This is a genomic window from Rhizobium sp. C104 (genome assembly GCF_022354505.1).
Taxonomy (GTDB): domain Bacteria; phylum Pseudomonadota; class Alphaproteobacteria; order Rhizobiales; family Rhizobiaceae; genus Rhizobium; species Rhizobium redzepovicii.
On the sequence record NZ_CP092348.1, the window covers coordinates 1,540,198 to 1,559,616 of the forward strand.

Below are 19,419 nucleotides of genomic sequence, written 5' to 3' on the forward strand. Positions count from 1 at the left end.
CGGATATAAACCGCGACCCGGCTCAGCTGAGATTCAATTCTCTTCCCGACCGTGGCGGCGGACGCCGGGAGGAAGTGGGCGGTGGGCAACATGAGGGCCCGCCGCCCTCTTTTCATTCAGCCAGTTTTCATTCAGGCGGTGCGCGAGCTTCTATAGACCGAGACACCAAGCTCCCTGATTTTCTTGCGCAGCGTGTTGCGGTTGAGGCCGAGAAGATCGGCCGCCTTGATCTGGTTGCCGCGCGTTGCCGTCAGCGCAGCGAGGATCAGCGGATATTCCATTTCCGTCAGCACGCGGTCGTAGAGGCCGGGCGGCGGCAGGTTTTCGCCGAAGCCCGAGAAATAGGTGCGCATATTCTCCTCGACGGCCTGGGCAATCGTCATCGAGCCGCTGCGCATCGGACCCTTGTCGATCGGGCTGTCGGGCACGTCGGAGCGAAGTTCCGCGTCGATGATCTCGCGGGTGATGACATCCTGAGGATAGAGCGCCATCAGGCGGCGGATGAGGTTTTCCAGCTCGCGGACATTGCCCGGCCAGGCATAGGCCTTCATCAGTTCCAGCGCTTCCTGATCGAAGCGCTTGGAGCCGAGTCCCTCCTTCTCCGCCTGCTGGATGAAATGGCGCACGAGATCGGGAATGTCCTCGGCGCGGTCGCGCAGCGGCGGCAGGCGCAGCGGCACGACGTTGAGGCGATAATAGAGATCCTCGCGGAAGAGGCCTTGGTTGATCGCCTGTTTCAAATCTTTGTTGGTGGCGGCGACGATGCGCACGTCGGTGCGGATTGGCGTACGGCCGCCGACGGTGGTGTATTCGCCCTGCTGCAGCACGCGCAGGAGCCGGGTCTGGGCGTCCATCGGCATGTCGCCGATTTCGTCGAGGAACAGCGTGCCGCCTTCGGCCTGCTCGAAGCGGCCGGTCGATCGGGTCTGCGCGCCGGTGAAGGCGCCCTTCTCGTGGCCGAAGAGTTCGGATTCGATCAGGTCGCGCGGGATTGCCGCCATGTTGATCGCGACGAAGGGGCCGTTGCGGCGCTTGCCGTAATCATGCAGGGCGCGGGCGACGAGCTCCTTGCCGGTGCCGGATTCGCCGGTGATCATCAGCGTCAGGTCGGTCTGCATCAGCCGGGCGAGCACGCGGTAGATTTCCTGCATCGCCGCCGAGCGGCCGACGAGCGGCATGCCATCCTGCATGTCCTCTTCGAGCTTGGCGGGCTTGCGCTTCGGCTCGGCGAGCGCCCGGCCGATAATGCCGATCAGCTCGGTGAGATCGAAGGGTTTCGGCAGATAGTCGTAGGCACCCTTCTCCGAGGCCTTGATGGCGGTCATGAAGGTGTTCTGCGCGCTCATGACGAGGACGGGCAGATCGGGACGCGCCTTTTTGATACGCGGCAGCAGATCGAAGGCATTTTCGTCGGGCATCACCACGTCGGTAACGACGAGATCGCCCTCACCCGCCGAAATCCAGCGCCAGAGGGTAGCGGCGTTGGAGGTGATGCGAACGTCATAGCCGGCGCGGCTCAAAGCCTGGTTGAGCACGGTGCGGATGGCCGCATCATCATCTGCAACGAGGATCGTAGCTGTCATCGAGAAGGTCCTGTCGAGCTTGCGGAAGAGGCGTCTTCGAGCGAGGCGTCCTTCGACGCCGGCATAAGGACGCGGAATGTCGTGCGGCTATTCTGGCTGTCGCATTCGATGATGCCGCCGTGATCGCCGATGATCTTGGCGACCAACGCCAGGCCGAGGCCGCTGCCGTTAGTCTTGGTGGTGATGAACGGATCGAAAAGATGCGGCAGCAGATCGGCGGGAACGCCAGGACCGTTATCGTGGACGCAGAACTCCAGCGGCAGCGAGATCTTTTCGCGCGTGCCGGCGACCGAAAGGCGGATGCCCGGGCGATAGGCGGTCGTCAGCATGATTTCGCCGTCCGGCCGGTCACCGACCGCTTCGGCAGCATTTTTCACCAGATTGAGGAAGACCTGCACGAGCTGATCCCGATTGGCATAGACGGCCGGCAGCGACGGGTCGTAACTCTCGGTCACGCGGATGTTGCGGGCAAAACCCGCCTTGGCGACGGCCTTCACGTGATCGAGCACGGAATGGATATTGACCGGCATGCGGTCGACCGGACGCTCGTCGGAAAAGACTTCCATGCGGTCGACCAGCGAGACGATGCGGTCGGTTTCATCGCAGATCAGCCGGGTCAGCGCCCGGTCGTCGTCGATTGCAGACTGTTCGAGAAGCTGGGCGGCACCGCGGATGCCGGAGAGCGGGTTCTTAATTTCGTGCGCCAGCATCGAAGCGAGGCCGGTCACCGAACGGGCGGCGGCGCGATGCGTCAGCTGCCGGTCGATCTTGTCGGCCATCGAGCGTTCCTGAAAGACGATGACGACGGCGCCGGGTTCGCTGAGCACCGGGGCGACGTAGAGGTCGACAAGCTTGTCCTGGCCGAGACGCGGCGAACTCAGGTCGACGCGATATTCGTTGACCGGGGCCTTGCGCTCCCGCACCTGGTCGATCAGGGCGAGCAGCGGGCTGCCGAAGGGAATGAAGGTCGAGATGCGGTAACGCGCCAGATGCGAGGCGCTGGCGCCGAAGAAGGCCTCCGCCTCCCAATTGGCGAAAACGACGAAGCCGGATTCGTCGACCATGACGACGGGGTTCTGGATGGCGTTGAGCACGGCCATGGCGACGGTCCCGCCGGCCTGATCGGGCGGAGAAGTCGTATCCTTCGTCATGCCGCCTCCCGGCTGTCGACAACACCCGATGCCAATGCCTCGTAAAGGCGCGCGGCCACCTCGCGCGGATCGCGCGAGGTCATGATCACAGCCTTGTCGCCGCCGGCGAGATCAGCGGCGAAACGGTCGAGATACCAGCCGAGATGCTTGCGGGCGTGGCGGATCGCCACCGCCTCTCCGTAGAAATCCAGCATCATCGTGTAATGTTCGACGGCGATATCGGCGATCTCGTGTGGCGGAGGCTCCGCTGCACCGGCAAGCACACCGGCATGCCACGGCCTGCCTTGGCAGCCCCTGCCGATCATGACGGCATCGGCGCCGGAGCGGCGCAATATTTCCTGCGCGTCCTCGGCCGTTTCGACATCGCCATTGGCGATCAGCGGAATGGAGATTTCTTCACGGACGGGACGGATCGCATCCCAATCGGCGCGGCCTTCATAGAATTGCATGCGGGTGCGCCCATGAATGGTCACGAGCTGTATGCCGGCCGCCTCGGCGCGGCGCGCAATCTCGGGCGCGTTGATGGAGCTCTCGTCCCAGCCGAGGCGCATCTTCAGCGTCACGGGAATATCGACGGCCTTGACCGTCGCCTCGATGAGGCCGAGCGCGTGATCGGGATCGCGCATCAACGCCGAGCCGGAGTAACCGCCGATCACCTTCTTTGCCGGGCAGCCCATATTGATGTCGATGATATCGGCGCCATGATCGGCAGCGATCTTCGCCGCCTCCGCCATCCAATGCGCCTCGCGGCCGGCAAGCTGCACCATATGCGGCCGGAAGCCTGCGGCTTTGAGCCGCGACCAGGATTCGGCCGTGTCGTTGACCAGTTCGCGGCTCGCCACCATTTCGGTCACGACGAGGCCGGCGCCGAAGCGCCAGGCGAGTTCGCGGAAGGGCATGTCCGTGACGCCGGACATCGGCGCCAGAACGACGCGGTTCCGCACGGATACGGATCCGATTCGGAAAGGCGCTGCGAGGTCCTTGGAAATCAAATGATTATCTTTCGGGCACACTATAGAACTGCATGATTTTTAGCCATTGTTCCCCGGCTTGCCAAGGGGGCTAAGATCGAAATCGATATTTTTCGGGCAGATGCTGGAAAAGGCCAAAACAAGACGTTAGAGCACTCGGGTCAATTCCGCATAATTTAGGGGATTTATGCTGCAAATGCCTTCTAAGCAACCGATATCGGCTGGAATTGTCATCGTCGCCGCCGGCCGCGGCGAGCGTGCAGGCTCCTCCGAGGAAGGCCCCAAGCAGTATCGCCTGATCGGCGGCAAGCCGGTTATCGCTCATACGCTTGAAAACTTCATGACGTGGGGGCCGACGACCGAGATCGTCGTCGTTATTCATCCTGATGACGAGGCACTGTTTGCAAAGGCGTTGCGCCACATCGTCTCGGCAACCCCGATCGAAACCGTGCATGGCGGCGCGACCCGGCAGCAATCCGTGCTGGCCGGGCTGAGATACCTCAAGAGCAAGCAAATCAGCCATGTGCTGATCCATGACGCGGTGCGGCCGTTCTTCGACCATGCGCTTCTCGACCGCATCGCCGAGAACCTTGGCGACGGCGCGCAGGCAGTGCTGCCGGCGATCCCGGTCACAGACACGCTGAAACGTGCCGACAGTGCCGGCACCGTGCTGACGACGGTGTCGCGCGACCACCTCTACGCCGCGCAGACGCCGCAATCCTTCGCCTTCGAAACGATCCTCGACGCGCATGAAAAGGCGGCGGCGAGCGGGCGCAGCGATTTCACCGACGATGCCTCGATCGCGGAATGGGCGGGCATTCCGGTGACGATCGTCGAGGGCGCGGCCGATAACGTCAAACTCACGGTGAAGAAGGATATCGCCATGGCCGACGACAAACTGTCGACGTCGCTGCTTCCTGATGTGCGCACCGGCAATGGCTACGACGTGCACCAACTCGTAGCGGGTGATGGCGTCACACTCTGCGGCGTGTTTATCCCGCACGACCAGAAGCTCAAAGGCCACTCGGATGCCGACGTCGCGCTGCATGCGCTGACGGACGCGCTGCTCGCCACCTGCGGCGCCGGCGATATCGGCGATCATTTCCCACCCTCCGACCCGCAATGGAAAGGGGCGGCGTCGCGCATCTTCATCGAACATGCCGCCCGGATCGTGCGCGAGCGCGGCGGCACGATCATGAATGCCGATGTCTCGCTGATCGCCGAGGCGCCGAAGGTCGGCCCGCATCGCGAGACCATGCGGATGAGACTGTCGGAGTATCTCCGCATCGATATCGAGCGCTGCTCGGTTAAGGCGACGACCAACGAGACGATCGGCTTCGTCGGCCGGCGCGAAGGCATCGCGGCGATCGCCACGGCGACCGTCGTCTATCGCGGGGGAATCGATGAGCCTTTTTCCCGAGGAAATTCTGTCGGCGGCGCAGACGATTATCCGGGACTTCACGGCCGCGGGACTGATGATCTCGACCGCCGAATCGTGCACCGGCGGGCTGATATCAGGCGCGCTGACCGAGATATCGGGTTCATCCGCCGTCGTCGACCGCGGCTTCGTCACCTATACCAATACCGCAAAGATGGAGCTGCTTGGCGTGCAGGAGGCAACGCTTTTGCGCTTCGGGGCGGTCTCCGAGGAAACGGCGCGGCAAATGGTGCATGGCGCCCTCTTCCGCTCGCGCGCGGCGATCGCCGTCGCCGTCACCGGCATTGCCGGCCCCGGCGGCGGATCGGCGGAAAAACCGGTCGGCCTCGTGCATCTCGCCGCCCAATCGCGCGCCGGCGCGCTCGTCCATCGGAAAATGCTCTATGGCGATATCGGCCGCAGCGAGGTTCGGCTGGCAACGGTCGGAACGGCGCTGGAGATGGTGCGCTCCCTCCTTGACGGACGCCGGCAATCGCCGCGTCAGGCCGGCGCGTAGATCCTGCTCGCCCTGAGTCTCGAAGGCTTCCGTGAACATGCGGAAGGCGCGGTCGAACATCGAGCCCATCAATGCCCCGAGAATGCGGCTCTTGAACTCGTAGTCGATGAAGAAATCGACGGTGCAGCCGCCGGTCGGCGTCTCGGCGAAATGCCAGCGATTGTCGAGGTATCTGAACGGGCCGTCGATATATTTGACCTCGATGACGTGCTCGGCGCGGTTCAGCAACACCTGCGTCGTGAAGGTTTCGCGGATCGCCTTGTATCCCACCGTCATATCGGCAACGAGCAGGATCTTGCCATCGCGCTCTTTGCGGCTCCTGATGGCGAGCGCTTCACAGAGCGGCAGGAATTCCGGATAGCGCTCGACATCGGCAACGAGGTCAAACATCTGATCGGGCGTGTGCGGGACGGGACGATGGGTTTCGAATTGCGGCATAGGCGGCAATTAAGCGGGCCGGGCGAGAAGATCAAGAAGCTCACGCATCTGACGGCGGGATTTTAGCTGGAGCACGGGTACTTCAGGGCCATGTTCAGCAATGCCGGCGGTGATGCGCGGTGCGATTTTCTCCTCGAATGTCCAGATGAAGCGCAGGAATTCCAAATCGATCTTCTCGGGACAGCCCGGTGCCATTTCCGGGCGGTTGCGACCGATCCATTTCGCCCATCGGCTGATTGCGCCCCAGATACAGAGAAGTCGCGGCATTCGGACCCAGAGGACGAAATCGGTCCGCGGCATCCGAATGTCCAACGAGGACGGATTGCTGCCATCCATAATCCAGCGTTCTTCGAGGATGCGGCTGGCGATGATATTTCTCTGCTCTGCCCTTTCGCGCACCACCCAGCCGGGAAGCCAGAAAACGTCGCGATCGAGCGAAATATACGGCAGCCCGAAGCGCTTGGCGATCTTCAGCGAAATAGTTGATTTTCCACCACCCGAGCAGCCCACGACGAGGATGCGTCCGGCTCTACGGATATGCTCCGCAGCCTGTTCGATGTCGGTGATCGTCTGATGCGGCGGCAGCTCTGCTCTCTGGTCCATCGTGTCGTCCTCGGTCCGTCCGCGCCAAAGGCTGCCCCTCACCCTAACCCTCTCCCCGTAAACGGGTAGAGGGGACGTGCCAAACGCAGCGTTAAAGTTGAGGAGGCGGGTGCGGCATATCCCCTTCGCCCCGTTTACGGGAGAAGGTGCCGGCAGGCGGATGAGGGGCATGCGGCGATCGCGAGGGCGAGGATATTCTCATGTCGCGGAGCGCGAACCCTTACTCAGCTGCCATCAGCAGCTTCTTTTCGCGCGCCGCTCTCAGCCTTGCGAAATCATCGCCGGCGTGGTGGGAGGAGCGGGTCAGCGGACTGGAGGCAACCATCAGGAAGCCCTTGCTGTAGGCGACCGTCTCGTAGGACTTGAACTCGTCCGGCGTGACGAAGCTTTCGACCTTGTGATGCTTGCGGGTCGGCTGCAGGTACTGGCCAATCGTCAGGAAATCGACGTCGGCGGTGCGCAGGTCATCCATCAGTTGCAGCACCTCGTTGCGCTCCTCGCCAAGGCCGACCATGATGCCCGATTTGGTGAACATCGTGGGATCGAGTTCCTTCACCCGCTGCAAGAGACGGATGGAGTGGAAGTAGCGGGCGCCGGGGCGAACCGTCAGATAATTGCCGGCGACCGTTTCCATATTGTGGTTGAAGACGTCGGGTTTGGCGGCGACGACCCGCTCCAAGGCACCCGGCTTCTTCAGGAAGTCCGGCGTCAGGATCTCGATCGTCGTTGCCGGCGAAGCGGCGCGGATCGCCCAGATCACCTTTTCGAAGTGTTCGGCGCCGCCGTCCTCCAGGTCGTCGCGGTCGACCGAGGTGATGACGACGTGGGATAGGCCCATTTCCTTGACCGCCTTGGCGACGTTCTCCGGCTCGGCCATATCGAGCGCGTTCGGCTTGCCGGTGGCGACATTGCAGAAGGCGCAGGCGCGCGTACAGATCTCGCCCATGATCATGAACGTCGCGTGCTTCTTGTCCCAGCACTCGCCGATATTCGGGCAGCCGGCCTCCTCGCAGACGGTGACGAGCTTGTGCTCCTTCACGATCGCGCGCGTTTCGGCATAGCCCTTGGAGGTCGGCGCCTTGACGCGGATCCAGTCCGGCTTGCGCATGACCTCGGTATCGGGCCGATGCGCCTTCTCGGGATGGCGCACGCGCTTGGCGTCAGGATTGATCGTATCGAGAATGGTCACCATTGCAGTATCAGCTTTCCGCCGCCCCTAAGCGGCATCATCTCTTGGATCTAAAGCGCATCGCGATCTTTCAGATTCGCTCCTCGCGCTTTAGCTCTTTGTTTTTCCGCACGTCGTTGCCGCAAAACCGCTGCACACTTTTGCGCGACATACTTTAGCGCCGCACCAGCCGCGCAAGGAATATCAGCAGGCAGGCGCCGAGGAAACCGGTCACGAAATAACCGAGCCGTCCGCCGGCAAGCTGGACATGGAACTCAGCGAGGATGGCAGTGGCGACGACCGAGCCGACGATGCCGAGCACAATGTTCAGGAAAATCCCATACCGCGCCTCCATCAGCTTGCCGGCAAGCCAACCCGCAAGCCCGCCGATGATGATTGCCGAAATCCAGCCCACGCCTTCCATGCCTGCCCTTACCCTTAAGCGACCGCCCTGGCGATCAGCACCACGATGATGGCGCCGACGGTGGCGTGGATGATCTGCACGACCAGCGCGTTTTCAATGCCCAGCGAAATGCCGAGCGCGCTGAACAGATAACCGCCGACGAAGGCGCCGATGATTCCGCTCAGCAGGCATCTGATCAAGCCGCCGCCACCGACGACCAGACTTGCTAGGAAGCCTGCAACCAGGCCGATCAGCAAAAACACCAACAACGCCTGCGTCTCCATAGACATGATGATTTCCTTTCGTTTTTTCCAGCCCCCGATGGATGGCCTAGGCCATCCCGTAGGATGGCTTCGCCGCCTCTGCGGGACGGCTTGCCGCCCTGGGATAGAGGGCAGCCCTGGAAATTATCAAGCGTTCAGCACGCGGCCATAGGCATCGAGCACCGCTTCCTTCATCGTTTCGGAGACTGTGGGATGCGGGAAGATGGTGTGCATCAATTCTTCCTCGGTCGTCTCCAGGTTCATCGCAACGACGAAGCCCTGGATGAGCTCGGTGACTTCGGCGCCGACCATGTGGGCGCCGAGCAGTTCGCCGGTCTTCTTGTCGAAGATCACCTTCACCATGCCCTGGTCTTCACCGAGCGCGATCGCCTTGCCGTTTGCCGCGAAGGAGAAGCGACCAACGCGAATGTCGCGGCCGAGTTCCTTGGCTTTCGCTTCGGTGAGCCCGACGGAAGCGACCTGCGGATTGCAATAGGTGCAGCCGGGAACCTTACCCTTATCGGTCGGATGAACGTTCGGCAGGCCGGCGATCCTTTCGACGCAGACGACACCCTCATGCTCGGCCTTGTGCGCCAGCATCGGCGGGCCGGCAACGTCGCCGATCGCATAGATGCCGGCGACATTGGTCTTGCCGTAACCGTCGGCGACGACACAGCCGCGGTCGGTCTTGATGCCGAGCGCTTCCAATCCGAGATTTTCGATGTTGCCCTGAACGCCGACGGCGGAGATCATCCGGTCGGCGGTAATCTGCTGCACCTTGCCATCCGCAGTCTCGACATGGGCGGTGATGCTGCCGGCACCCTTCTCGACCTTCGTGACCTTGGCGCTGGTGAAGATCTTCAGGCCGCGCTTTTCAAGCTGCTTGCGGGCGATGGCGGTGATCTCGGCATCTTCGACCGGCATGATGGTCGGCATGACTTCGACAACCGTCACGTCGACGCCCATCGAGCGGTAGAAGCTGGCGAATTCGATGCCGATCGCGCCCGAGCCCATGACGATCAGCGACTTCGGCAGCGCATCCGGCTTCAGCGCCTCGAAATAGGTCCAGATCAGCTTGCCGTCGGGCTCGATGCCGGGCAGCGCGCGCGGGCGGGCGCCGGTGGCGATGATGATGTGCTTGGCGGTGTAGGTGCCCTCGCCCTTGACATTCTTCGGCAGCGGGTGCTGCGGCTCGACGACCGGCTTCGACGACTTGCCGACGACGATCTCGCCTGGTTTGGTGATCTTTCCCTCGCCCCAGATGATGTCGATCTTGTTCTTCTTCATCAGGAAGCCGACGCCGGCGTTGAGGCGGGCGGAGACGGCGCGCGAGCGGCCAACGACGGCCTTGGCATCCGGCTTGACCGTGCCTTCGAGGACGAGGCCGAAATCCTTGAAGTGATTGGCGTGATCCAGCACCTCGGCCGAGCGCAGCAGCGCCTTTGTGGGGATGCAGCCCCAGTTCAGGCAGATGCCGCCCATATGCTCGCGCTCGACTATCGCGGTCTTGAGGCCGAGCTGAGCGGCGCGGATGGCGGCGACATAGCCGCCGGGACCGGAGCCGATGATGATGACGTCGTAGGATTCAGCCATGTGTTTCCTGCCCTTTGTTTTACGCTGCGCTGCGGGTCATGAGCACCCACGCGTGGCTCTTGCTGTTTTCGAAGAGCGGCACGGCATCGGCGCGCGCAGCCTCCAGGAATCCGTTTCTTCCATAAAGCGACAAAGCCGCTTCGTTATCACTTGCGGTGATCAGGCTGACGGGGCGGCGATCGGCCCTGTCGATCTGATCTTCCAGCAGCCTGCGTCCGATGCCGATGCCGCGCAGATGACGATAGACGCCGAGACTGCCGATGAACCAGCTTCCCACAACCGTTTTCTGCAAGGCGAGCATCGGCTCGGTCGCCGGGATCGTCGCCTCGATATCACCTATGCCGTCCTCCAGCGCATGGCCGATCGCCACACCTGCGACTTCGCCATAGGCCTCGGCGATGACGGAATCCCGCCAGCTGCCGACAGCGTCCTCCTCGCTCATCTTCAGCCTGCCCCGCTCCATCGGCGTGTCGCTGACGCCATTCGCCACATCGGCGCACCAGAGCCAGGAGGCAAAACCGTGCGAAGCAATATCCGCCAGAATCGCCAGCTCCGAGGCATCCCGCCGTGAGGCCTGCCGCAGCGCGATGAAGGCGGTCATCGTCAGATCCCCAGCATCATCCGAACGATCGATTCCAGCCCGCGCCCCAGCGACCGCGTATTCTCCGCATCGAGATGGATGCCATCAATCGGCGTGGTCCTGGCGACGGAATTGCCGTCGAAAAAGCCGCAACCGAGTTCGTCGGCAAGATCACGATAAAGCGTCGCAAGCTTTGCCGATTCGTCGATGCCGCCCGGAAAGGACGCGGCGAAAGGCACATTGCCCGTCGCGCAGATCGCCGGCGGCGCCACGATCAGGATCTCCGGCCCGTCGAATTCGAAGGGCCAGGCGTGATTGCGGATCAGCCGCACGAGGCGGCTGATGCCCTGGCAGGCGGCAAAGGCCGAACCCGCCACGACCGGCTTCATATCGTTGGTGCCGAGCAGGAGGATGACGAGATCGAGCGGCGCATGCGTCTGCAGGATCGTCGGCAGAACGCGCGCACCATTGCGGTCGCAATCGGCGAGATGATCGTCGAAAGCGGTCGTGCGGCCGTTCAGCCCTTCGGCGATGATGCGCGCCTCGCTGCCGAGCGCTGCCTGAAGCACGCTCGGCCAGCGGTTTTTGTAGTCATGACGGCCGATCGTATCGGCGTCATAACCCCAGGTCAGCGAGTTGCCATAGCAAAGAACGGTCTTGGTCATTTCCGCCTCCGCCCAGCTATCAGACAAGCATGCCCATCGGGTTCTCGATGTAGCCCTTGAAGGCCTGGAGCAGCTCGGCGCCGAGCGCACCATCGACGCAGCGATGGTCGGTCGACAGCGTAACCGACATCACCGTGGCGATCGCCATTTCGCCGTTCTTGACGACGACCCGCTGTTCGCCGGCGCCGACCGCGAGGATCGTCGCATGCGGCGGGTTGACGACGGCGGCGAAGTTCTTGACGCCCATCATGCCCATGTTCGACACCGAGCTGGTGCCGCCCTGATATTCCTCGGGCTTCAGCTTGCGGTCCTTGGCCCGCTTGCCGAGATCGCGCATCTCGTTAGAGATGACAGACAGCGTCTTCTGCTCGGCCTTGCGGATGATCGGCGTGATCAGGCCGCCGGGGATCGAGACGGCGACGCCGACATCAGCATGCTTGTGCTTGACCATGTTGGTCTCGGTCCAGGAAACGTTGGCATCCGGCACGTCACGCAGCGCCAGCGCCAGCGCCTTGATGACCATGTCATTGACCGAGAGCTTGTAGGCCGGAGCGTTGTCCTTGCGGGGAGCAGCGTCGTTCAGCTGGGCGCGCAGCGCCATCAGCGCATCGAGCTCGCAATCGACACTAACGTAGAAATGCGGGATCGTCTGCTTGGATTCGACCAGACGCCGGGCGATCGTCTTGCGCATGCCGTCATGCGGCACGAGCTCGTAGGAGCCCGGCTCGAAGAGCTTGAGCACGGCATCCTCGGAAGCGCCCTTCGGCGCTGCGGCCGGAGCCGGAGCGGCGGCAGCCTGCGGGGCAGCAGCGGACGGCGCGGCGGCAGGTTTGGCGCCACCACCGGCAACGGCGGCTTCGACGTCGCTCTTAACGACGCGGCCATGCGGTCCAGAGCCGGCGACAGCCGAAAGATCGATACCGGCGTCCTTGGCAAGCCTGCGGGCAAGCGGCGAAGAGAAGGTGCGGTTGCCGTTTGAGGAAACCGCCGCGGGTGCGGCGGCGGGCGCCGGCGCTACAGCCGCCTCAGCCTTCGCCGGTGCAGCCTCGGCCTTCGGCGCGGGGGCGGCGTCAGCCTTCGCCGGAGCGGCAGAGCCTGCACCGCTTGCCGCAGTGGCGACATCCTCGCCATCAGCGGCGAGAACGGCGATCAGCGCATTGACCTTGACACCTTCGGTGCCGGCGGCAACGACGAGCTTGGCGACCGTGCCTTCATCGACGGCTTCGACTTCCATCGTCGCCTTGTCGGTCTCGATCTCGGCGATCACATCGCCAGACTTGACCGTGTCGCCTTCCTTGACCAGCCATTTGGAAAGATTGCCTTCCTCCATGGTCGGAGAGAGGGCGGGCATCGTGATATTGATCGGCATATTAGTGGCCCTCCCTGAGCGAACCGGCAACGGCGAGTTCAAGCTGCCGCCCGCCAATCGACTTTCCAATTGTGCGTGCCAAAATAAAGTTGAACACAAAAAAACTTGCGATCAGACCGCTAATAGCACCACCCCATTGCAGAAGCGGAGTTATCGTCTCCCGAGGTATGCCGGCAATTCCACCAGCAACCCCTAAAACGAACCCAAAAGCTGCACCGGCAACAAAACCGCAGATGGCGCTGAGTAAAACCAACTTCCAATAGATCGACCAAGCAATGCGCCTGACATCTTTCATCACGGCCATCACCCGCCCCTTATTTGTAGCAAACAGCCTTCACCGCATCGACGACTTCGCCGACGTTCGGAAGCGCCAGCTTTTCGAGATTGGCGGCGTAAGGCATCGGTACGTCCTTGCCCGCAATCGTCAGGATCGGCGCATCGAGATAGTCGAAGGCCTGCTGCATGACGCGGGTGGCGATTTCGGTGCCGACTGAAGACTGCGGATAACCTTCCTCGACGGTGACCAGACGGCCGGTCTTCTTGACCGATTCGATGACCGTCGGAAGGTCCATCGGCCGGATGGTGCGAAGATCGATAAGCTCGACGTCGATGCCGATCCTTTCGAGTTCGGCAACCGCCTTCGTCGCATAGGTCATACCGATGCCGAAGGAGACGACTGTGACGTCCTTGCCCGAACGGTGAATACGGGCCTTGCCGATCGGCAGCACGAAATTGTCGAGCTTCGGCACGTCGAAGTGCTGGCCGTAGAGAATTTCGTTTTCGAGGAAGATGACCGGGTTCGGATCGCGGATCGCTGCCTTCAGCAGGCCCTTTGCGTCGGACGCCGTATAAGGCATGACGACCTTCAGGCCGGGGATCGCGCTGTACCAGGCCGCATAATCCTGGCTGTGCTGGGCGCCGACACGGGCGGCCGCACCGTTCGGGCCGCGGAAGACGATCGGAGCACCCATCTGGCCGCCGGACATATAGAGCGTCTTGGCGGCGGAGTTGATGATGTGGTCGATCGCCTGCATGGCGAAGTTGAAGGTCATGAACTCGACGATCGGGCGCAGGCCGGCCATGGCGGCACCGACGCCGACGCCGGCAAAGCCGTGCTCGGTGATCGGCGTATCGATGACGCGGCGGGGGCCGAATTCCTGCAGCAGGCCTTGGGTGACCTTGTAGGCGCCCTGATATTCGGCGACTTCCTCGCCCATGACGAAGACGTCGTCGCTGGCGCGCATTTCTTCGGCCATGGCGTCGCGGAGCGCTTCGCGCACGGTCATCGACACCATTTCGGTGCCGGCCGGGATTTCCGGATCGTTCGGAACGGCAGCCTTCGGCTCGGCCGGAACGGGAGCAGTAGCCGAACCGGTATTGGTCGGCTTTTCTTCCTGGGCAACCTGCGGAGCAGCGACTGGCTGAGCAGCAGCAGGCGCAGTGGAAATCGCGTCGGCCGATTCGCCGTCCTGCAGCAGCACGGCGATCTTGGTGTTGACCTTGACGCCTTCGGTGCCGGCATCGACCAGCAGCTTGCCGATGACGCCTTCGTCGACGGCTTCGACTTCCATCGTCGCCTTGTCGGTTTCGATTTCGGCAATCACGTCGCCTGAGGTGACCTTGTCACCTTCCTGCTTCAGCCATTTGGACAGCGTGCCTTCTTCCATCGTCGGAGAGAGGGCGGGCATGAGGATATCGATAGGCATGGGTTCCCTCCCCCGATTAGAGCAGAATGTCGGTGTAGAGCTCGGATGCATCCGGCTCCGGATCGGCCTGGGCGAAATCGGCGCTGTCGGCGACGATGTCGCGGACATCCTTGTCGATCGCCTTCAGATCGTCTTCGGAGGCCCAGCCCTTTTCGATGAGGCGCGCCTTGACCTGCTCGATCGGATCCTGCTCGGAGCGCATCTTCTGCACTTCTTCCTTCGAGCGATATTTCGCCGGATCCGACATGGAGTGGCCGCGGTAACGATAGGTCAGCATTTCGAGAATGATCGGGCCCTTGCCGGAGCGGCAATGTTCGAGCGCCTCGTCGGCAGCCGCCTTGACGGCGCGAACGTCCATCCCGTCAACCTGGATGCCGGGGATGCCGAAGCCGGAGCCGCGCAGCGAGTAGTTCGACTGCGCAGTGGCGCGGGCCGTCGAGGTGCCCATGGCGTAGCGGTTGTTCTCGACGATATAGACGATCGGCAGCTTCCAGAGGGCCGCCATGTTGAAGCTCTCGTAGACCTGGCCCTGGTTGGCGGCGCCATCGCCGAAATAGGCGATCGAGACATTGCCGTTGCCGCGGTAATGGTTGGCAAAGGCAAGACCGGTTCCGAGCGAAACCTGGGCGCCGACGATGCCGTGGCCGCCGTAGAAATGCTTCTCTTTCGAGAACATGTGCATCGAGCCGCCCTTCCCGTGGGAATAGCCGCTGCGGCGGCCGGTCAGCTCGGCCATGACGCCGCGCGCTTCCATGCCGGTTGCCAGCATGTGGCCGTGGTCGCGATAGGCGGTGATGACCTGGTCGCCTTCCTTCTGCGCCATCTGCATGCCGACGACGACAGCTTCCTGACCGATATAGAGGTGGCAAAAGCCGCCGATGAAGCCCATGCCGTAAAGCTGGCCGGCCTTCTCCTCGAAGCGGCGGATCAGCAGCATCTCGCGATAGGCCTTGAACTCCTCATCGCGATCGAAGTCGGCTACCGGGCCTCCATTCGATGCTTTGGCTGCCGGTTTTGCTGCAGTTTTGCGGCTGGAAACGGTCGCGGTCTTTCGCGGCGCCATTCAACCCTCCCTATGGGTTTGTCGTTTCTCGATGGCGCGTACCATAGGGAAGAAATATGACCACAGCAATGCCATAATTGCATGGCTCGTATTCAGCACTAAACTATTGGAAATACGAAGAAAATTCCAATTAACCGAATTCCGGTTAATTGGAATAATGGTTGAATATGACGATCTCGTCCGCGCGCGACATATTGAGCTGATAGCGCGCTTTTTCGTCCAACATATCCTTGTCGAGCGAGCCATCACTCAGAAGCGCGACCTCATTTTCCAGATGTTCGCGCTTCGCCTTCAAGATCGCAAGCTCTTTTTCACGCGCGACGCGCTGGTGCTCGAACGTCTCCGTTGCGCGCAGGCCGTAATCGCCGTGAATGCAATGATAGCCGAAATAGGAGAGGAAGGCGACCGTCATGGCAGGAATGACGAAGCGGCCGAATTTTCTCTTCTTATGATGCTTTGTCCACATACACGCATGCTCTTGAACGCATTACCAATTCGTTCAGCATAACGCCCAGAGATTAACCGTTCGTTGACCGTAAAAACGGCCAACAAAAAACCCGCGCCGGGAGGGCGCGGGTCAAATTATCGAAAGCAGATCCGATCAGCCGCGAATGATCGAGCGGCCGGCATACTGGGCCTGGGGGCCGAGGCCTTCCTCGATGCGGATCAGTTGGTTGTACTTGGCAAGACGGTCCGAACGGGACAGCGAGCCGGTCTTGATCTGGCCGCAGTTGGTGGCGACAGCGAGATCGGCGATGGTCGAATCTTCGGTTTCGCCGGAGCGGTGCGACATGACGGCTGTGTAGGCAGCCTTATGCGCCGTGTTGACGGCGTCGAGCGTTTCCGTCAGCGAACCGATCTGGTTGACCTTGACGAGGATCGAGTTGGCGACACCCATGCGGATGCCGTCGCGAAGACGGGCGGAGTTGGTGACGAAGAGATCGTCGCCGACGAGCTGGGTCTTCTTGCCTGTGAGGTCGGTCAGCGTCTTCCAGCCGTCCCAGTCGTCTTCAGCCATGCCGTCCTCGATCGAGATGATCGGGTACTTGGCGGCAAGTTCGGCCAGATATTCGGCCATGGCGCCCGATTCGAGCGTGCGGCCTTCACCTTCGAGGACGTATTTGCCGTCCTTGAAGAACTCCGTCGAGGCGCAATCGAGACCGAGGTAGATGTCCTCACCCGGCCTGTAGCCGGCTTTCTCGACCGACTTGACGATGAAATCGAGGGCTTCCGAAGCGCTCTTCAGGCCCGGTGCGAAACCGCCTTCATCGCCGACATTGGTGTTGTGGCCCTGGGCGGCCAGTTCCTTGCGGAGCGTGTGGAAGACTTCCGAACCCATACGCACGGCTTCGGCGATCGTATCGGCGCCGACCGGCAGGATCATGAATTCCTGGAAATCGATCGGATTGTCGGCATGGGCGCCGCCGTTGATGATGTTCATCATCGGCACCGGAAGCAGGCTCGCGGAAGCGCCGCCGACGTAGCGATAGAGCGGCAGGCCGGAGGCCTGGGCAGCAGCCTTAGCCACGGCCAGCGACACACCGAGGATAGCGTTGGCGCCGAGGCGCGACTTGTTCGGCGTGCCGTCGAGCTCGATCATGATGTTGTCGATCTGGATCTGGTTTTCGGCATCGATGCCGCCGATCGCGTCGAAGATCTCGGTATTGGCCGCATCGACCGCTTTCTGCACGCCCTTGCCGAGGTAGCGCTTGCCGCCGTCGCGCAGCTCGACCGCCTCATGGGCGCCGGTCGAAGCGCCCGAGGGAACGGCCGCGCGGCCCATGCTGCCGTCTTCGAGATAGACATCGACTTCGACGGTGGGGTTGCCACGGCTATCGAGAATCTCGCGGGCGATGATATCGGTGATTGCAGTCATGGGTTCTTCCTGCTCGGTGGGTGATCAATCGTTCGAAGCCTGTCATAATCGAAGGCGTGCAAATTACAATGGCACATTGCGGCACCCTCGACCTGCATGTCCGATCGTCGCTATAGCACGAACATGTCAGGCTTTTGACTGTCAGCCCTTGGCGACAGCGTCAAAGGCCAGCAGCTTTTCCAGAAGCCGCGGCATGTCCTTCAGATAGACCATGTTCGGGCCGTCGGACGGTGCGTTGTCGGGGTCCTGGTGGGTTTCGACGAAGACGCCGGCAATGCCGGTCGCCACCGCTGCGCGCGCCAGCGTTTCCACGAATTCCCGCTGACCGCCGGAGGAATCGCCCTGCCCGCCCGGCTGCGCCACGGAATGGGTCGCATCGAAGATAACGGGCGCGCCCATCGACGCCATGATAGGCAGCGAGCGCATGTCGGAAACCAGCGTGTTGTAGCCGAAGGAGGCGCCGCGTTCGCAGAGCAGCACGTTAGGATTGCCGCTGGCGTTGAGCTTCTTCAGGACGTTCTTCATGTCCCAGGGGGCGAGGAACTGGCCCTTCTTGACATTGACGGCACGGCCGGTCTCGGCGGCGGCGATCAGAAGGTCGGTCTGACGGCAGAGGAAGGCCGGGATCTGCAGGACATCGACCACCCTCGCCACTTCGGCGCATTGCTCGGCGGTATGAACGTCGGTGAGAACCGGAAAGCCGAATTCCTTCTTGAGATCGGCGAAGACCTGCATGCCTTTTTCAAGCCCGATGCCGCGCTCGGCCGACAGCGAGGTGCGGTTCGCCTTGTCGAAGGAGCTCTTGTAGACGAGGCCGATGCCGAGCTTGGCGCAGAGCTCCTTGAGCGTGCCGGCAACCATGAAAGCGTGGTCGCGGCTCTCCATCTGGCAGGGGCCGGCAATCAGCGACAGGCGGCCGGTATTGGAAAAGGTGACCTGGCCTGCGCCCTCGCCGATCCTGACTTCCGAATTCGTATCAGTGCTCATCATCTTTCCTCGAAGGCGAAAAGCGTGCCCTGCCCGGGCGCCGGCTTCACCAGAATGCGATTGTTCTTGCGCGTGTAGGTCACTCCGTTAGCAGCCAAATGCGCTTCTGTCACGGCAAGATCGGCGACGGTGAAGAGGATGGCCCGGCCGCGCAGGCCGCGGTCGGCGGATAAGACGGCAACCTCGAAATAGGCCTCCAGCCCCTCCGGCGTCATCAGGCTGATTTTCGCATTCGGCGCCGCGATATTGGCGCCAAAACCGGTTTTCTCGACCGCCGACTGCGCCATGGCAAGGCTGACGAAACCGGCGTAGGTCGCGGCATCAGGCGCGCACAGCGCGATCTCGGCGATGCCGGTCACGCCATTGGCATGTGTCTCCAGCGCGCCGCGGTCGGCGGGCAATGGATTGATGCGCTGGCAGGTAAAGAGAAAGAAGTCCGGCGCACGCAGATCCGCTGCAAAGGCCAGTTTGAAGCTGCCGACGCTTTCGGAACCGTCCGGCATCTTCATTGGCCGGCTGAACTCCAGCATCTCGCCGGCGCTCGATCCGCCGGCAGCGAAGTGCCGATGATCGTGGCCGGCATCCTCGGTGCCGAAAACCACCGCCGAAAGCCCCTCATCGCCGCAACGGAAGCGGAAGGCCCGGTTGCGGGCGGTGAAGACATTCCCTTGCCGCGCCGAGGCCTCGCTCTCCTCGACGCTGGCGATACCGAGCGGCTCCAGATAGGTCTTGTCGGCGAAGAAGACACAGGCATTCTCCGTTCCGAAGGGATGGCGGGCATCGGCGGCAACCGTGAAGCCGAGCTTGCCGAGCCGCTCGCGGGCCAGATCGATATTGACGACGGGCAGCACGACATGATCCAGCGGGTGCGGTTTGGCGGAACGCTCGTTCATCATATCCCTCCCTCAAACGATAAGAGATGTGCGACAGCACCACCCCCAATGCAAGACATGTGTGCCAATCCGGCGAATGAAAATAAAAATCTCAAAGAGTTGGCGGCAAGTTTTACGGAAATTTAGCTACTTGCAGAACACATATGGAACATATAGTGTCTGTTCTGGATTTG

General features: G+C 62.1%; 19 protein-coding genes and 2 pseudogenes. 2 read left to right on the forward strand and 19 right to left on the reverse strand.

Translation table 11 applies throughout. From position 1 onward, the window contains the following. Positions 1-131: 131 nt before the first annotated feature. The 3 genes from ntrC to dusB are packed head-to-tail and all read right to left on the reverse strand — an operon-like array spanning position 132 to position 3,747. Complete coding sequence (ntrC, locus tag MF410_RS08725) at positions 132-1,583, reverse strand: nitrogen regulation protein NR(I) (RefSeq protein ID WP_097625381.1); 1,452 nt, start codon at positions 1,581-1,583, stop codon at positions 132-134. Then, the gene (locus MF410_RS08730; RefSeq protein ID WP_097625380.1) at positions 1,580-2,734 is read right to left on the reverse strand and encodes a nitrogen regulation protein NR(II); all 1,155 of its coding nucleotides are present in this window, start codon (positions 2,732-2,734) and stop codon (positions 1,580-1,582) included. Before MF410_RS08730 ends, ntrC begins: the two co-directional genes overlap by 4 nt. Beyond that, positions 2,731-3,747, reverse strand: a complete 1,017-nt coding sequence (dusB, locus tag MF410_RS08735) for a tRNA dihydrouridine synthase DusB (protein WP_179867104.1) — start codon at positions 3,745-3,747, stop codon at positions 2,731-2,733. The genes MF410_RS08730 and dusB overlap by 4 nt, the downstream gene beginning before the upstream one ends. 145 nt (positions 3,748-3,892) lie before the next feature. On the opposite strand from dusB, the pseudogene MF410_RS08740 reads away from it, so the two are divergent. Beyond that, positions 3,893-5,101: pseudogene (locus MF410_RS08740) on the forward strand (bifunctional 2-C-methyl-D-erythritol 4-phosphate cytidylyltransferase/2-C-methyl-D-erythritol 2,4-cyclodiphosphate synthase); the annotation flags it as partial. Positions 5,102-5,108: 7 nt separating this feature from the next. Continuing rightward, entirely contained in the window at positions 5,109-5,639 is a 531-nt protein-coding gene (locus MF410_RS08745) for a CinA family protein (RefSeq protein WP_097625377.1), read from the forward strand. Here the strand turns inward: MF410_RS08745 and MF410_RS08750 are convergent. The 16 genes and pseudogenes from MF410_RS08750 to MF410_RS08825 form a co-directional block, all read right to left on the reverse strand. Further along, positions 5,624-6,077, reverse strand: a pseudogene (locus tag MF410_RS08750) (type II toxin-antitoxin system RatA family toxin). The gene MF410_RS08745 and the pseudogene MF410_RS08750 overlap by 16 nt on opposite strands. A 9-nt stretch (positions 6,078-6,086) precedes the next feature. After that, complete coding sequence (locus MF410_RS08755; RefSeq protein WP_097625376.1) at positions 6,087-6,680, reverse strand: AAA family ATPase; 594 nt, start codon at positions 6,678-6,680, stop codon at positions 6,087-6,089. A gap of 220 nt (positions 6,681-6,900) precedes the next feature. Then, complete coding sequence (lipA, locus tag MF410_RS08760) at positions 6,901-7,872, reverse strand: lipoyl synthase (RefSeq protein ID WP_054183185.1); 972 nt, start codon at positions 7,870-7,872, stop codon at positions 6,901-6,903. A 151-nt stretch (positions 7,873-8,023) separates the two neighbouring features. Further along, positions 8,024-8,272 carry a GlsB/YeaQ/YmgE family stress response membrane protein gene (locus MF410_RS08765; RefSeq protein ID WP_097625375.1) on the reverse strand — a complete coding sequence of 83 codons (249 nt, stop codon included), beginning with the start codon at positions 8,270-8,272 and terminating at the stop codon, positions 8,024-8,026. A gap of 14 nt (positions 8,273-8,286) precedes the next feature. Next, positions 8,287-8,541: a GlsB/YeaQ/YmgE family stress response membrane protein gene (locus tag MF410_RS08770; RefSeq protein ID WP_003539329.1), complete on the reverse strand. Its 255-nt coding sequence runs from the start codon at positions 8,539-8,541 to the stop codon at positions 8,287-8,289. Between the two features lie 120 nt (positions 8,542-8,661). Next, a complete protein-coding gene (gene lpdA / locus MF410_RS08775; RefSeq protein WP_097625374.1) occupies positions 8,662-10,107 on the reverse strand; it encodes a dihydrolipoyl dehydrogenase in 1,446 nt (481 codons plus the stop codon). 19 nt (positions 10,108-10,126) lie between these two features. Then, complete coding sequence (locus MF410_RS08780) at positions 10,127-10,708, reverse strand: GNAT family N-acetyltransferase (protein ID WP_097625373.1); 582 nt, start codon at positions 10,706-10,708, stop codon at positions 10,127-10,129. 2 nt (positions 10,709-10,710) lie between these two features. Next, positions 10,711-11,352, reverse strand: a complete 642-nt coding sequence (locus MF410_RS08785) for an SGNH/GDSL hydrolase family protein (RefSeq protein ID WP_239620325.1) — start codon at positions 11,350-11,352, stop codon at positions 10,711-10,713. A gap of 19 nt (positions 11,353-11,371) precedes the next feature. Next, on the reverse strand, positions 11,372-12,721 hold the full coding sequence (locus MF410_RS08790) for a pyruvate dehydrogenase complex dihydrolipoamide acetyltransferase (protein WP_097625371.1): 1,350 nt from the start codon (positions 12,719-12,721) through the stop codon (positions 11,372-11,374). Position 12,722: 1 nt separating this feature from the next. Then, the gene (locus tag MF410_RS08795; protein WP_097625370.1) at positions 12,723-13,025 is read right to left on the reverse strand and encodes a hypothetical protein; all 303 of its coding nucleotides are present in this window, start codon (positions 13,023-13,025) and stop codon (positions 12,723-12,725) included. Positions 13,026-13,035: 10 nt separating this feature from the next. Then, on the reverse strand, positions 13,036-14,427 hold the full coding sequence (locus MF410_RS08800; protein WP_097625369.1) for a pyruvate dehydrogenase complex E1 component subunit beta: 1,392 nt from the start codon (positions 14,425-14,427) through the stop codon (positions 13,036-13,038). A 16-nt stretch (positions 14,428-14,443) separates the two neighbouring features. After that, a complete protein-coding gene (gene pdhA, locus MF410_RS08805; protein WP_097625368.1) occupies positions 14,444-15,490 on the reverse strand; it encodes a pyruvate dehydrogenase (acetyl-transferring) E1 component subunit alpha in 1,047 nt (348 codons plus the stop codon). 145 nt (positions 15,491-15,635) lie between these two features. Next, a complete protein-coding gene (locus tag MF410_RS08810) occupies positions 15,636-15,956 on the reverse strand; it encodes a septum formation initiator family protein (protein WP_097625367.1) in 321 nt (106 codons plus the stop codon). Between the two features lie 135 nt (positions 15,957-16,091). Continuing rightward, entirely contained in the window at positions 16,092-17,366 is a 1,275-nt protein-coding gene (gene eno, locus MF410_RS08815; RefSeq protein WP_064838359.1) for a phosphopyruvate hydratase, read from the reverse strand. A 141-nt stretch (positions 17,367-17,507) separates the two neighbouring features. Then, complete coding sequence (kdsA, locus tag MF410_RS08820) at positions 17,508-18,353, reverse strand: 3-deoxy-8-phosphooctulonate synthase (protein WP_097625366.1); 846 nt, start codon at positions 18,351-18,353, stop codon at positions 17,508-17,510. Further along, positions 18,353-19,246 (reverse strand): VOC family protein, encoded by an 894-nt coding sequence (locus tag MF410_RS08825; RefSeq protein ID WP_097625466.1) that lies wholly within the window; start codon positions 19,244-19,246, stop codon positions 18,353-18,355. Before MF410_RS08825 ends, kdsA begins: the two co-directional genes overlap by 1 nt. Between the last annotated feature and the right edge of the window lie 173 nt (positions 19,247-19,419).